Annotated in this window: 13 protein-coding genes; 3 read left to right on the plus strand and 10 right to left on the minus strand. The window is 64.0% G+C overall.

Annotated features, from left to right (window positions below; all coding sequences use genetic code 11):
• The 9 genes from bamB to iscR all read right to left on the minus strand — a co-directional run bounded on the left by bamB (position 1) and on the right by iscR (position 7,537).
• Complete coding sequence (bamB, locus tag B9N93_RS01280) at positions 1 to 1,188, minus strand: outer membrane protein assembly factor BamB (RefSeq protein ID WP_254899316.1); 1,188 nt, start codon at positions 1,186 to 1,188, stop codon at positions 1 to 3.
• Complete coding sequence (locus B9N93_RS01285) at positions 1,188 to 1,820, minus strand: YfgM family protein (protein WP_085210167.1); 633 nt, start codon at positions 1,818 to 1,820, stop codon at positions 1,188 to 1,190. Before B9N93_RS01285 ends, bamB begins: the two co-directional genes overlap by 1 nt.
• A 16-nt stretch (positions 1,821 to 1,836) precedes the next feature.
• A complete protein-coding gene (gene hisS, locus B9N93_RS01290; protein WP_085210170.1) occupies positions 1,837 to 3,108 on the minus strand; it encodes a histidine--tRNA ligase in 1,272 nt (423 codons plus the stop codon).
• A 54-nt stretch (positions 3,109 to 3,162) separates the two neighbouring features.
• Positions 3,163 to 3,909, minus strand: coding sequence for a type IV pilus biogenesis/stability protein PilW (gene pilW, locus B9N93_RS01295; RefSeq protein WP_085210172.1), 747 nt, complete (start codon positions 3,907 to 3,909; stop codon positions 3,163 to 3,165).
• The gene (gene rlmN / locus B9N93_RS01300; RefSeq protein WP_085210174.1) at positions 3,906 to 5,024 is read right to left on the minus strand and encodes a dual-specificity RNA methyltransferase RlmN; all 1,119 of its coding nucleotides are present in this window, start codon (positions 5,022 to 5,024) and stop codon (positions 3,906 to 3,908) included. Before rlmN ends, pilW begins: the two co-directional genes overlap by 4 nt.
• Entirely contained in the window at positions 4,999 to 5,430 is a 432-nt protein-coding gene (gene ndk / locus B9N93_RS01305) for a nucleoside-diphosphate kinase (protein ID WP_085210176.1), read from the minus strand. Before ndk ends, rlmN begins: the two co-directional genes overlap by 26 nt.
• A gap of 80 nt (positions 5,431 to 5,510) precedes the next feature.
• On the minus strand, positions 5,511 to 5,834 hold the full coding sequence (locus tag B9N93_RS01310; protein ID WP_085210178.1) for a HesB/IscA family protein: 324 nt from the start codon (positions 5,832 to 5,834) through the stop codon (positions 5,511 to 5,513).
• A gap of 80 nt (positions 5,835 to 5,914) precedes the next feature.
• Positions 5,915 to 7,039, minus strand: a complete 1,125-nt coding sequence (locus tag B9N93_RS01315) for a cysteine desulfurase family protein (protein WP_085210180.1) — start codon at positions 7,037 to 7,039, stop codon at positions 5,915 to 5,917.
• A 12-nt stretch (positions 7,040 to 7,051) separates the two neighbouring features.
• Positions 7,052 to 7,537, minus strand: coding sequence for a Fe-S cluster assembly transcriptional regulator IscR (gene iscR / locus B9N93_RS01320; protein ID WP_085210182.1), 486 nt, complete (start codon positions 7,535 to 7,537; stop codon positions 7,052 to 7,054).
• 123 nt (positions 7,538 to 7,660) lie between these two features.
• Between iscR and B9N93_RS01325 the strand changes: the two genes are divergently transcribed.
• From B9N93_RS01325 to B9N93_RS01335, 3 genes are read left to right on the plus strand one after another with little or no spacing between them, the layout of a single operon-like run.
• Entirely contained in the window at positions 7,661 to 11,272 is a 3,612-nt protein-coding gene (locus B9N93_RS01325) for a hydantoinase B/oxoprolinase family protein (protein WP_085210184.1), read from the plus strand.
• The gene (locus tag B9N93_RS01330) at positions 11,269 to 12,408 is read left to right on the plus strand and encodes a glycosyltransferase family 2 protein (protein WP_085210186.1); all 1,140 of its coding nucleotides are present in this window, start codon (positions 11,269 to 11,271) and stop codon (positions 12,406 to 12,408) included. Before B9N93_RS01325 ends, B9N93_RS01330 begins: the two co-directional genes overlap by 4 nt.
• A gap of 17 nt (positions 12,409 to 12,425) precedes the next feature.
• Entirely contained in the window at positions 12,426 to 13,025 is a 600-nt protein-coding gene (locus B9N93_RS01335; protein WP_085210188.1) for an LOG family protein, read from the plus strand.
• On the opposite strand, the gene gmk is transcribed toward B9N93_RS01335, so the two are convergent.
• Positions 13,020 to 13,640 carry a guanylate kinase gene (gene gmk / locus B9N93_RS01340; protein WP_085210190.1) on the minus strand — a complete coding sequence of 207 codons (621 nt, stop codon included), beginning with the start codon at positions 13,638 to 13,640 and terminating at the stop codon, positions 13,020 to 13,022. The genes B9N93_RS01335 and gmk overlap by 6 nt on opposite strands.
• Positions 13,641 to 13,654 lie beyond the last annotated feature (14 nt).

The following is a 13,654-nucleotide window of genomic DNA, read 5'->3' on the forward strand; positions in this document are numbered from 1 at the left end:
CTACTCCAGCGCGACGGCGGCGAGCACACCGCCGGCGGTATATACGTAAATGATATCGTCGTAGACGACGGGCGCGGCGCGGATCGGTTGGTCGTCGTCCAGGCGCACCCGACCCAACAAGCCGCCGTCGTCCTGGGACAGGGCGTGCAGGTAGCCCTCGAAATCGCCCAGCACCAGATAATCCTTGACCAAGGCGGGGACGGTGAGGCGGCGCATGTGCAAATCGGTTTGTTTCCACAGGTCGTTGCCGCTGTGGATATCCAGTTCCCAGACATCGCTATTGGCGTCGGTCAGGAACAGGCCGCGGCGGTCGCCGGCCAGGCCGTGGCTGGAATAGACCTGTTCCTGCCGCCACTCCACATCGCCACCGTGCAGATCGACCGCCGCCACGCCCGCCTGATAGCCGGTGACATAGGCGGTGCCGCCTTTGATATAGGCGTCGGCGTCCAACTCGACCAGGCGCTCGACCTCGGAACGGCCATGGGGGAGGGCGACCACGGCTTCCCAGGCCGGTTTGCCGTCGGTGATCCCGAGCGCGGCCAGTTTGCCGCCGCCGAAGCCGTCCAGCACCAGATCGCCCGCCAGGGTCGGCGAACCCAGGGAACGCACCGACAAGGGCGGGATGCTGCGTTCATAGGACCAGCGGGTGCCGCCGCTCGGTTCGTCCAGGCCGATGACCCGGCCATCGCTGGTGCGGACCACGATGGTGTGGTTTTCGACACGGGGCAGGGCCAGGATTTCGCTGGTCAAGGTGGTTTTCCAGGCCAGCGAGCCATCCAGCGCGTTCAGGGCCACCAATTCGCCGTTGCTGGTGCCGAACAAAAGCTTGTCGCCCGCCGCCACCGGACCCGAGGAAAACGCGAATTCGGTTTCCACCGACCAGAGCTTGTCGCCCTTGAGGCGGTTGTGGGCTTCGACCACGCCCTTGCGGTCGGCGGCGTAGACCCGCTCCTCGGTCACAGCGGGCACCAGGTTCACCACTTGTTCGTCGTAGCCGTCGCCGACGGTGGCGTCCCACAGCACGGTGAGCTTGACCTTGGGTTCCAGGGGTTGCAATTCGTTGGGTGGGTCGGCGTTGTCGGTGCCCGAGATCAAGCCTTGCACCGATTCGGCCAAATCCTTGAACGCGCTGAATTCGGCGCAGCCCGACAATAGTCCCAAGCTCAGCAAAAGAAGGGTCAGGCGCATCAGTTCGCCGTGCCGGGCAGGTCGTTGAGTTTGAGTTCCAACAGGGGGGAGTTTTCGCCGAGTTCCTTGGCTTTCCCGTAGGCGAGGCGGGCATCCGCCGGACGTTTGGCGGCGGCGTAGAGATCGCCCTTGAGTTCCTCGTACAGCCCGGCCAGCTTGCCGGTTTGCTGTTCGGTGACCGGCTCGATCAGCTTCAAGGCCACGTCGGTTTCGCCGCCCGCCAGCAAGGCCCGGCCCAACCGCAGCCGGGCCAGGGCTTTGAGGTTGTCGTCATGGCTCTTGGCCAATGCCTGTTCCAGGGCTTGTTTGGCCCCGGCCAGATCGCCTTTGTCGGCCTTGGCCTTGGCGAGGAAAAGACGGGCGTATTCGGCGTAGCTGGTCGAGCCATATTGCTCGATGAGGCGCTCGCTCAGCTTGAGGGCCGGGTCGGTTTGCCGGGCTTCCGAGGCTTTGAGCAATTGCTGGTAGAGGTTGCTGGCCTGTTCGACGGTGCCGCGGCGGTTGTTTTGCCACATGTTCCAAGCGCCCACCATGGCGAGTCCCAGCAGGACGCCGAGGAACGCCGATTGCTTGTTGGTTTTCCACCAGCGGTGTAGCGCTTCGAGGCGCTCTTCTTCGGATAAATCTTCCATTCCGGTCCCTTCGCCGTCAGATGAGTGTTTGTAGGAAAGACACCAGTTCCGCCTGGGCCAGCGTGGTTTGCCCGGCGTCGGTGCGCAGGTGCTTGATGCCGATGGTCAGGTCACGGGCCTCGTCGTCGCCGAGGATCAAAGCCACCTGGGCACCGCTCTTGTCGGCTCGCTTGAACTGGCTTTTGAAGCCGCCGCCGCCGCGATGTTCTTGTAGGCGCAAACTCGGCAGGGCGTCGCGCAGGGATTCGGCCAGGGCCACGGCCTTGCGTTCGGCCAAGCCACCCACGCTGATGAGATAGGCGTGTGGCTGGGCCGCCGCCTCGAAGCGCTCGGGCTCGTCCAACAGGTCGATGAGCCGCTCCATGCCCAAGGCGAAACCCACCGCCGCCGAGCCTTTGCCGCCCAGTTGCTCGATCAGCCCGTCGTAGCGGCCCCCGGCGCAGACCGTGCCTTGGGCGCCTAGTTCCTGGGTGACCCACTCGAACACGGTGCGGCAGTAATAATCCAGCCCGCGCACCAACCGGGGATTGACCCCATAAGCGACACCGGCCTCATCCAGCCGTTCCAAGAGTCCTTGGAAATGGGCCTTGGATTCTTCGCCGAATTCCTCGGCCAGCACCGGAGCACCTTCGATGACTTCCCGCAACTCGGGATTCTTGCTGTCGAGGATGCGCAGGGGATTGGTTTCCAGCCGCCGCCGGCTGTCCTCGTCCAACTGTTCATAATGCGCCCGGAAGTATTCGACCAGCTTGGCGCGGTAGGCCAGGCGCTCTTCCGCCGTGCCCAACGAATTGAGCTGCAATTCCAGCTTGTGGCCTAACCCGAGTTCGCGCCACAGCCTCCGGCACAGCAGGATCAGTTCCGCGTCGATATCGGGGCCGGGCATCCCGTAAGCCTCGACGCCGAGTTGATGGAATTGGCGGTAGCGGCCTTTCTGCGGGCGCTCATGACGGAACATCGGCCCGGCGTACCACAGCCGGTGGGCTTGGTTATGGATCAAACCATGTTCCAAACAGGCCCGCAGGCAACCCGCCGTGCCTTCCGGGCGCAGGGTCAGGGAATCGCCGTTGCGGTCCTCGAAGGTGTACATTTCCTTCTCGACGATATCGGTGACTTCGCCGATGGAACGCTTGAACAACTCGGTCTTTTCCACCAGCGGCATACGGATTTCGCGGTAGCCATAGGCCGCCATGACCCGGCGCAGCACCGCCTCGACATGGTGCCAGCGCGGCGTTTGGTCCGGGAGGATATCGTGCATCCCGCGGATCGCCTGGATGTTTTCAGCCATTGATACTCCTGATGAAGATTCGCCCCGGCGGTACGGGGCGGCGGATGCTCGGGGCTATTTGCCGCCGGGGAAGCGCTGCCTGAGCGTGGTGGCGTATTCCTGGGCGGCTTCCTCGTTGCCCAGCGCGGTTTCGATTTCGATGCCGAGCTTGAGCGCTTCGGGATTGGGGCCGGCGGCGGCGAAATAGCGTTCTAGGAAGGCCCGCGCCGACATGAGCTGGCGGTTCTCGCGGCTCAGTTTCGCCATTTCCAGCAAGCTGGGCGGGAAATTGGGTGCGGCGTCCAAAGCCTGCCGCAAATAGCCTTCGGCCTCGGTTTTCTTGCCCGTTTTGCGGGCGCAGATGCCGGCATTGGTCAGGACCACCCAGGGCTGGTCGTACAGCTTGTTGCCGATGATCTGGTTGAATTGCTCGAAAGCGTCCTGGGCCTTGCCGTGGTTGCACAGGAAGCGCCCGTAATTGTTGCGAGCCCCGTAATTATCGGGCTTGAGCGACAGCGCCTTCTTGAAACTGGCGTCGGCGTTGGGATAGTCGTCGATGCGTTCGTAGAGTACGCCGATGGAGTTATACGCCTCGCTGTTGTCGTCGTCCAAGTCGATGGCCCGCTTCATATCCTGCAAGGCGATTTCGTAGCTGCCCGCTTCCATGTATTTCACGCCTTTTTCGACATAAATCTTGGAAGCCTCTTGCGGGCTGTATTTGACGGGCGCGGGTTGCGGCAAGGTTTGGATGGTTTCTGGACTCGACGAACAGGCTCCGAGCAAGCTTGCGAAAACCCAGGCGGTCGAGCGGTGGACGTTCATGGCGCGGCGGTGGCGGCCTGTTGCAGGCGGATTTGCCTACGGGTGCGGTCGTTGACCTTGCCCACCAATTGGCCACAGGCTGCGTCGATATCGTCGCCGCGGGTCTTGCGGGTGGTGGTGATCAGCCCGGCTTGTTGCAGGATTTCGCTGAACCTACGGAGGTTTTCCGGGGTGGAACAGCGGTAGTCGGTGCCGGGGAAGGGATTGAACGGGATCAGGTTCACCTTCGAGGGCACATGGCTGAGCAGGCGCACCAGCGCCTTGGCATGGGCCGGGCTGTCGTTGATGCCATCCAGCATGACGTATTCGAAAGTCACTTTGCGGCGGCCATCCTGGCCGATATAGCGCTTGCAGGCGGCCAGCAATTCCCGGATCGGATATTTGCGGTTGATCGGCACCAGCACATCGCGCAGTTCGTCGTGCGGCGCGTGCAGGGATACGGCGAGGCTGATATCGGTGACTTCGGCCAGCCGGTCCAGCGCGGGCACCACGCCGGAGGTGCTGAGCGTCACCCGCCGCTTCGATAGCCCATAGGTGAAATCGTCCAGCATCAACGAGATGGCGGACACCACGTTGTTGAAGTTGAGCAAGGGTTCGCCCATGCCCATCAGCACCACGTTGGTGATGCGGCCTTCGCCCAATTCGCGCTGGGCGGTCCACACTTGGCCGATGATTTCGGCCACGCTCAAATTCCGGTTGAAGCCTTGCTTGGCCGTGGAGCAGAACGAGCACTCCAGGGCGCAGCCGACTTGCGAGGACACGCACAAGGTGCCGCGGCCTTCCTCCGGGATGAACACGGTTTCGACCCGGTTTTGGGAGTCGGTTTGCAACACCCATTTGCAGGTGCCGTCGGCGGATTTCTGTGCCAGGACGATCTCGGGGGCGCGGATTTCGCAAGTGTCGGCCAGCTTGGCGCGGAATACTTTGCTGAGATTGGTCATCAAGGCGAAGTCGTCGACGCCGCGCTGATGGATCCATTGCAGCAACTGCGAAGCGCGGAACGGCTTTTCGCCGATCCCGGCGCAGAAGGCCTCCATGGCCTTCCGGTCGAGACCGAGCAGGTTGGTGGTTCCGGGGATTTCGCCGGAATCAACGGGTGCGGGGACAGAGTTCATTCGGTTGGAAGAAGTAAGCGATTTCCTGCGCCGCCGTTTCCGGGCTGTCGGAGCCGTGCACCGCGTTCTCGTCGATGCTGACGGCGAAGTCGGCGCGGATCGTGCCGGGGGCGGCGTCCTTGGGGTTGGTGGCACCCATGATTTCGCGGTTTTTGAGGATGGCGTCCTCGCCTTCGAGGACTTGGACCATCACCGGGCCGGAGATCATGAAGCCCACTAGGTCGTTGAAGAAGCCGCGCTCGCGGTGGACGGCGTAGAAGCCCTCGGCCTGTTCGCGGCTGAGGTGCAGCATCTTGGCCGCCACGATCTGGAGGCCGGCCTGCTCGAAGCGGCTGTAGATCGCGCCGATCACGTTCTTGGCAACAGCGTCGGGCTTGATGATGGAAATGGTGCGTTCGACCGCCATGGAATCTCCTGGGTTCTTGGGTTGCGGGTAAAAGTCGCGGATTTTACTGGAATTATGTGCGGGAAGTAAGAAAAGCCGCGTCAGACCGCGAAACTTTCGCCACAGCCGCAGGTGGCCTTGATATTGGGGTTGTGGAATTTGAAGGCTTCGCTGATGCCTTCGCGGCGGAAATCGATTTCGACGCCGTCCAGGTAGGCAAGGTCGCCTTGTTTGACCACGACCTTGGCCCCGTGCTGCTCGAACACCGTATCGTCGGCCTCGATGGCGTCGGCGTAATCGACCACATAGGCGAAGCCGGTGCAGCCTGCGGGCTTCACGCCCAGCCGTAGCCCTAGCCCGGTGCCGCGTTTCGCCAATTGCTTGGAGACCTGGGTCGCGGCGGGTTCGGTGAGTATGATGGACATGGTGGGGAATCCTCTGGGTGGGGATGGAATGAGTCGGGCTGTGTGCTTTAGACGGGGTTCCGTCAGTTTATCACGAGGTTTCAGCCGCGTAGGGTGCTGGTCAGGGTTCGCAAAGCGGCCAGGAAGCGCTCGATATCGGCTTCGGTGTTGTCCTGGCCCAGGCTGGCCCGGATAGCCCCCTTGGCCAAATCCGCCGGAACGCCCATGGCGGTCAAGACCGGGCTGGGCTCGCCGCCGCCGCTGGCGCAGGCCGAACCGCTGGAGACCGCGATGCCCTGGCGGTCCAGGTTCATCACCAGGGTTTCGCCGTCGAACCCTGCGATGGCGAATTGCACGGTATTGGGCAGGCGCTCGGCCCGCTCGGCAAAAATGTTGATTCCGGGCAGTTCCCGCAAGCCCGCTTCCAAACGCTGGCGCAGTTGCAGCAGCCGGGCGCTACGCGCTTCCAGTTCGGTGAGCGCCAGTTCCGCCGCCTGGCCGAAGCCGACGATTGCCGCCACGTTTTCGGTGCCGCCGCGTTGGCCGCGCTCTTGTCCGCCGCCGTGCAGCAGGGGTTCGAGCGGCACCGAGCGGTCCACCACCAAGGCACCGACGCCCTTGGGACCATAAATCTTGTGTGCCGACAGCGCGAGCGAATGCGCCCCGCCGCGCTTGAAGTCCAGCGCAATCTTGCCCGCCGCCTGCACCGCGTCGCAATGCAGGAAGCCGCCGCGTCCGGCCACCCACTCCGCCAGCGGGCCGATATTGTGGATCACGCCGGTTTCGTTGTTGGCGAGCATCAGGGTGGCGAAGCGGAAGCCATCGCGGGGCAGCGTATCGAGATGATCGGTCTCGGGCTGTCCAGCGCGGTCCACTGGCAGGGTTACCACCCGCCAGCCCAGTTGTTCCAGGAAGCGCAAGGGTTCGCTGACGGAGGGATGTTCGGTGGCACCGGCCACGGCGAGGCCGGGCGGCAGCGCCTGGGCCAAGCCTTTCAACGCGAGGTTGTTGGCCTCGGTGCCGCCGCTGGTGAAGATGACTTCGGCAGGATCGGCCCCGACCAGGGCCGCGACTTGTTGGCGGGCGGTGTCGATGGCGCTGCGGCTCAGGCGGCCGAGCTTATACAAGCCGGATGGATTGCCGTAGAAAGCCTGGAGATAAGGCCGCATCGCCTCCCACACCCGCCCGTCCAGCGGGGTGGTGGCGTTGTGGTCCAGATAGACCATGGTCTTGAGGGATCACATCATGAGGTCGCGTTGCAGCGGTATGTCCAGGCCGAAGGTGGTGGCTTGCTTGTCCTGGCGTTCGGCGACCTGGCGGACGTTCTTGCGTTGCAGGACGTCTTGCAGGCTGATGGAATCCAAATACTGGCGGATTTGGTCGCTGAGGCCCATCCACAGATCGTGGGTCAGGCAGGGCTGGCTGTTCTGGCAGTTGCCCTTGCCGCCGCAGCGGGTGGAATCGATGGTCTCGTCCACGGCGGCGATGATATCGGCGATGCTGATCTGGCCGGCGTCGCGGCTCAGTTGGTAGCCGCCACCCGGACCCCGGACGCCTTCCACCATACCGGCCCGGCGTAGACGGGCGAACAACTGTTCCAGATAGGACAGCGAGATATGCTGTCGCTTGGCGATGTCGGTCAATGTCACCGGCCTTTTTTCGCTATGATAGGCAAGATCAAGCAAGGCGGTGACCGCATAGCGGCCTTTGGTGGTTAAGCGCACGGTGTGGCTCCCTGGAATTCACACGGATAGCATGTAAATTGTAGGGTTACATATCCTAGCAAAAGAGTCAACTATTTCGCCCGCCGCCGGGATTTCCCGCCGTTTCCTCCCCCTTCCAATCCTATGACGACTTGGCAATTCTGGATTGACCGTGGCGGCACCTTCACCGACATCGTGGCCCGCCGTCCCGATGGCGCTTTGCTGACGCATAAGCTGCTGTCCGACCATCCCGAGCGCTATGCCGATGCCGCCTTGCAAGGCATCCGCGATATTCTGGGGCTGGCCGCCGACGCGCCCTTGGCGGGGATCGAAGCCGTCAAAATGGGCACCACGGTCGGCACCAATGCCCTGTTGGAGCGCAAGGGCGAACCCACGCTGCTCGCCATCACCCAAGGCTTCGCCGATGCGTTGCGGATCGGTTATCAGAACCGGCCCGATATCTTCGCCCTGGAAATCCGCCGCCCCGCGCCCTTGTATGCGCGGGTGCTGGAAATCGAGGGCCGCCACGATGCCGAAGGCCGCGAACTCGCGCCGCTGAATCTGGACGCCGCCGAGCGGGATTTGCGTGCCGCCTACGACGCGGGCTACCGCGCCCTGGCCGTGGTGCTGATGCACGCTTGGCGGGCGCCCGATCACGAACGGGCGCTCGAAGCCCTGGCCCGCCGCATCGGGTTCACCCAGGTTTCGCTGTCGCACCAAGTGAGTCCCGGATTGCGGCTGGTCGGGCGTGGCGATACCACGGTGGCCGATGCCTATTTGTCGCCGGTATTGCGCCGCTATGTCGAACGGGTGGGCGAGGGTTTGGCCGGTGGCGAATCCGCGCCCCGCTTGTTGTTCATGCAGTCGAACGGCGGCTTGGTCGAGGCCGGGCGTTTCCAGGGCAAGGACAGCGTTTTGTCGGGTCCGGCGGGCGGCATCGTCGGGGCGGTGGCGACGGCGGAGGCGGCGGGTTTCGGCAAGATCGTCACCTTCGACATGGGCGGCACTTCCACCGATGTGGCCCATTATGCCGGTGAATTGGAACGCGCCCTGGAAACCGAACTGGCCGGGGCGCGGTTGCGCGTGCCTATCCTGCATATCCATACGGTGGCGGCGGGCGGCGGTTCCATCCTGGCTTACGACGGGCTGAGTTTCCGGGTAGGACCGGAATCCGCCGGGGCCAATCCCGGCCCGGCTTGCTACCGGCGCGGCGGACCGTTGTGCGTGACCGATGCCAATGTGCGGCTGGGCAAACTCCGCCCCGAATTCTTCCCCCAGGTATTCGGCCCAGAGGGGAATCTGCCCTTGGATACCGCCAGCGTGGAGCGCGGTTTCGCCGGATTGGCGGAAGCGGTACGGGCCGCGACGGGCCGGGCGGTGACGCCGGAAGCGGTGGCCGAAGGTTTCATCGAGGTCGCCGCCACCCATATGGCCGCCGCCATCAAGCGGATTTCGGTGCAGCGCGGCTACGATCTGGCCGATTACGCCCTGTGCTGTTTCGGCGCGGCGGGCGGGCAGCACGCTTGCCGGGTGGCGGATCGTTTGGGAATTTCCCGGATTTTGCTGCACCCCCTGGCCGGGGTGTTGTCGGCCTATGGCATGGGTTTGGCCGATTACCGGGTGTTGCAGGAACGGGCGGTGGTGGCGGTGTTGGACCAAGCTTTGATGGCGCGCTTGGCGGCCCTGCTCGCCGAACTCGAAAGCGCCGGGCGGCGGGAGTTGGCGGAACAGGCCGTCGCGCCGGAGCGAATCCAGGCCCGGCCCCGGCTGATGTTGCGCTACGAAGGCACGGAGACCACGTTCCCCGTGGCTTTCGGCGAACTGGCCGGGCTGAAACAGGACTTCGAGGCGCTGCACCGGCAGCGTTTCGGCTTCGTCTACCCGGACAAGCGCTTGCTGGTCGAAACCGCCGTGGTGGAATTGGTCGGCCTGAACCCGCGCCCGGATAGCGGGGTCGCCTTGCCCGCCGCGGGTTTGCCGCCCGTGCCTATCGCCCGCGTGCCCATGTATTCTGGCGACCGCCACCACGATACGCCAGTGTTCCGGCGCGAGCATTTAGCGGCGGGCACCCGGCTGATCGGCCCGGTCCTGTTGATCGAGCCGACCGCCACCACGGTCATCGAACCGGGCTGGTGCGGGGAAATCACCTCGCGCGGCGATTTGATCCTGACCCGCGCCGTGGCCTTGGCGCAAGAATCCACCGGGGACGCCGGGGTCGATCCGGCTCGGCTGGAAATCTTCAATCGCCAGTTCATGTCCATCGCCGAGGAAATGGGCTACGCCCTGCAAAACACCGCCCATTCGGTGAACATCAAGGAGCGGCTGGATTTTTCCTGCGCCCTGTTCGATGGCGCGGGCGATTTGGTGGCGAACGCACCGCATATCCCGGTGCATCTCGGTTCCATGGGCGGCAGCGTGCGGGCCTTGATCGAAAACCACGGCCCGGAACTCCGCCCCGGCGATGCCTGGCTCATCAATTCCCCCTACCACGGCGGCACCCATCTGCCGGATATCACCGTCGTCACGCCGCTGTTCGACGCCGCGGGCCGGTCCATCCTGTTCTATCTGGCCTCGCGCGGCCATCACGCCGATGTGGGCGGTATCACGCCGGGTTCCATGCCGCCCTTTTCCCGGAGCATCGACCAGGAAGGCGCGTCGAGCCCGGGTCTTAGGCTGGTCGAGGCCGGGCAAATGCGGGAAGACACCGTGCGGGCCTGGCTGGCCGCCGGCCTTTATCCCGCCCGCAACCCGGCACAAAACCTCGCCGACCTCCGCGCCCAGATCGCCGCCAACGCCAAGGGGGCCGAGGGCTTGCGGCGTTTGATCGAACGCTACTCATTGCCCACGGTGCGGGCCTATATGGGCCATGTGCAGGATTACGCCGAAGCGGCGGTGCGGCGGGTCATCGAGCGGCTGGCCGATGGGGAATTCGCGGTCGAGATGGATTCGGGGGCGATGATCCGGGTGGCGGTCGCTATCGACCGGGAACGGCGGGCGGCGCGGATCGATTTCACCGGCACCTCGCCCCAGCAACCCGACAATCTCAACGCGCCCGCCGCCGTGTGCCAAGCCGCCGTGTTGTATGTGTTCCGCACCCTGGTCCGCGAGGAAATCCCGCTCAACGCCGGTTGTTTGCGTCCCTTGGAGATCATCATTCCGGCGGGTTCCTTGCTGAATCCGCGCCCGCCCGCCGCCGTGGCCGCAGGCAATGTCGAGACCTCCCAGCAGATTTGCGACGCGCTGTACGGGGCTTTGGGCGTGCTGGCGGCCTCGCAGGGCGGCATGAATAATTTCACCTTCGGCAATGCCCGCCACCAGTATTACGAGACCATTTGCGGCGGGGCGGGCGCGGGCCGGGGTTTCGACGGCGCGGACGCCGTGCAGACCCATATGACCAATTCCCGCATCACCGACCCCGAAGTGCTGGAATGGCGCTTCCCGGTGCGGCTGGAAAGCTTCGCCATCCGCCGGGGCAGCGGCGGCGCGGGCGCTTGGCGCGGCGGCGATGGCGTGGTGCGCCGCATCCGGTTTCTGGAACCCATGACCGCCGCCATCTTGTCGGGACGCCGCTATCACGCGCCGTTCGGGCTCGAAGGCGGGGCGGCGGGCGCGACCGGACGTAATCGCGTGGTGCGCCAGGATGGCACGGTCGAAGCCCTGGATTTCCGGGCCGAGGTGGCGATGGCGGCGGGCGATGTATTCGTGATTGAAACGCCGGGCGGCGGTGGCTACGGACCCCCGGACACCGGGCCATGAACACAAGCGGCGCGATCTTGGTCGCGGCGGTGCGCAATGAGGGGCCGTGGCTGCTGGAATGGATCCTCTACCACAAACTCATCGGCTTCGATGACATCTTGATCTTTTCCAATGACAACGACGACCACGGCGACTTCCTGCTCGACCGGCTCGCCGCCTTGGGCTTGATCCGGCATGTGTCCACCACCGACCATATCCCCGAGGACCAATCGCCCCAGGCATTCGCTTATCAATCGGCCATGCGCTCCGATTATGTCCGCTCGTTCCACTGGATATGCGTGTTGGACGCCGACGAATTCCTGTGTTTCAAGCGCCATGCGCGGCTAGTCGATTTCTTGAGGGAGCATGAGTGGTGTTCGGTGATCTATATCAATTGGTTCCTCATGGGGTCCAGCCATCGCTTCCAACGTGGACCGGAGCCGGTGATCCAGCGTTTCACCAGGGGTATCGCCAACCCGTTTATAAAAACCCTCGCCAAAACCCAGGTGATTGCGGACTGGAAAGACCCGCATCTGCCCGAACTCCGGGTGGAAAATACCGTATTCACCCGGCAGGTTCCCGCCCATGGAAATTCTGGGGAGGCCGCGCCCCATTATATTTATCAGCCGGATAGGGCCATCGTCCAGGTGAACCATTATGTGGTGAAATCCCTGGAGGAGTTCCTGATTAAACGGGGACGTGCCAGAGGGGCCGCCAATATCGGCGGCATCCGGCGCGGGACGGCGGAATCCCAACGCGACCTGCTGTTTTTCGTCTCCCATGACTGGAACAGTATCGAGGACACCACGCTGGCCGGGCGTTATGGTGCCTTGGTGGGCGAAGCCATGCGGAAATTCGTGGAGCAATTCCAACTCGGCGATCTATTGCGCGGCATAGAAACCCGGTATGCCGAAAAAGTCCGGCAGGCCATCGCCGCTGCCGGGATCGACCCTGGAATACCTTGTGGTCAAACCTCGCCGTCCGCCTTGATCCTCAAGCGGGAATTGGGCGATCAAGTCGATGATGAGTTATTGGCTGGGTTCGACGGAGAATGGTATCTCCAGCACTATCCCGATGTCGCGGCGGCTTATATCCATCCCCTATTGCATTATGTGCTATATGGTCGCCAAGAAGGCCGGGAATGGCGGTCCTTATAACCGGCGGGAGTGATGTCATGCGAAGAATTTGCGTTTTCTGCGGCTCCCGGTCGGGGGCGCGACCCGAATACCAGGAAATAGCCGGACAACTGGGCCGCCTACTGGCCGGGCGCGGCGTGGAACTGGTCTATGGCGGCGGCAATATCGGCCTGATGGGCGTGGTGGCGGATGCTTGCCTCGCGGCGGGCGGCGGCGTGATCGGGGTGATTCCCCGGTCCCTGGTCGGGCGCGAGGTCGCGGGCCGGGCGGTGGAACATGCCGGCCTGACCCGGCTGGAAGTGGTGGATTCCATGCACGCCCGCAAGGCGCGGATGGCGGAATTGGCCGAGGGTTTCATCGCCTTGCCCGGCGGCTTCGGCACCTTCGAGGAATTGTTCGAAATCCTCACCTGGGCGCAACTCGGGTTCCACCGCAAGCCCGTCGGCCTGTTGAACGTGGCGGATTATTACCGGCCCTTGCTGGCGTTGTGCGATCAGGCGGTGGCGGAGGATTTCCTCCGCGCCGATGACCGGGGCTTGTTGTTGGACCGGGCCGAACCTTCGGCCTTGCTCGAAGCCTTGGCGGCGTATCGGCCCGTGACGGTGGAGCCGTGGTTGCGCGAGGAGCGGGAGCTATGAAGCCTTCAGCAATCCGGCGATCAAATCCCGGTGCCGCTCGGCTTGCCGCGCCCTCCGCATCCGGTGGGCGATGACGATGGCGCGTAATTCCCGCAAGGCCACGGCGAAATCGTCGTTCACCACCAGATAATCGTATTCCCCATAGTGCGACATTTCGGAAATCGCGTCGCCCATCCGGCGGGCGATGGTTCCGGGATCGTCCTGGCCGCGCCCGGTGAGGCGCTGTTCCAGGGCCGCGAGCGACGGCGGCAGGATGAAGACCGAGACGCTGTCCGGCAGCAGGGTCCGCACCTGCCGGGCACCTTGCCAATCGATTTCCAGCAATACATCCCCGCCTTGCTCCAAGGCCGCTTCCACCGTGGCGCGGGCCGTGCCGTAATGGTTGTCGAACACGCGGGCATGTTCCAGGAATTCGCCCGCCGCGATCATGCGCTCGAATTCGGCCCGGTCCACGAAGCGATAATCCCGCCCGTCCTTCTCGCCCGGCCGCGGTGCCCGTGTGGTGTGCGATACCGAAACGGTGAAGCCGTCCATCCCCTTGCGCAGCGCCTTCACCAAGCTGGTTTTGCCCGCCCCGGAAGGCGCGGACACCACGAACAGCGTACCTTTGCACATGGCTATACCCGTAT

Origin of the sequence: Methylomagnum ishizawai (genome assembly GCF_900155475.1) — a bacterium.
Taxonomy (GTDB): domain Bacteria; phylum Pseudomonadota; class Gammaproteobacteria; order Methylococcales; family Methylococcaceae; genus Methylomagnum; species Methylomagnum ishizawai_A.

Bases quoted from the DNA above. Each gene is read 5' to 3' on its own strand.
- bamB (WP_254899316.1), bottom strand. From the start codon at position 1,188: ATGCGCCTGACCCTTCTTTTGCTGAGCTTGGGACTATTGTCGGGCTGC.
- B9N93_RS01285 (WP_085210167.1), bottom strand. From the start codon at position 1,820: ATGGAAGATTTATCCGAAGAAGAGCGCCTCGAAGCGCTACACCGCTGG.
- hisS (WP_085210170.1), bottom strand. From the start codon at position 3,108: ATGGCTGAAAACATCCAGGCGATCCGCGGGATGCACGATATCCTCCCG.
- pilW (WP_085210172.1), bottom strand. From the start codon at position 3,909: ATGAACGTCCACCGCTCGACCGCCTGGGTTTTCGCAAGCTTGCTCGGA.
- rlmN (WP_085210174.1), bottom strand. From the start codon at position 5,024: ATGAACTCTGTCCCCGCACCCGTTGATTCCGGCGAAATCCCCGGAACC.
- ndk (WP_085210176.1), bottom strand. From the start codon at position 5,430: ATGGCGGTCGAACGCACCATTTCCATCATCAAGCCCGACGCTGTTGCC.
- B9N93_RS01310 (WP_085210178.1), bottom strand. From the start codon at position 5,834: ATGTCCATCATACTCACCGAACCCGCCGCGACCCAGGTCTCCAAGCAA.
- B9N93_RS01315 (WP_085210180.1), bottom strand. From the start codon at position 7,039: ATGGTCTATCTGGACCACAACGCCACCACCCCGCTGGACGGGCGGGTG.
- B9N93_RS01325 (WP_085210184.1), top strand. From the start codon at position 7,661: ATGACGACTTGGCAATTCTGGATTGACCGTGGCGGCACCTTCACCGAC.
- B9N93_RS01330 (WP_085210186.1), top strand. From the start codon at position 11,269: ATGAACACAAGCGGCGCGATCTTGGTCGCGGCGGTGCGCAATGAGGGG.
- B9N93_RS01335 (WP_085210188.1), top strand. From the start codon at position 12,426: ATGCGAAGAATTTGCGTTTTCTGCGGCTCCCGGTCGGGGGCGCGACCC.
- gmk (WP_085210190.1), bottom strand. From the start codon at position 13,640: ATGTGCAAAGGTACGCTGTTCGTGGTGTCCGCGCCTTCCGGGGCGGGC.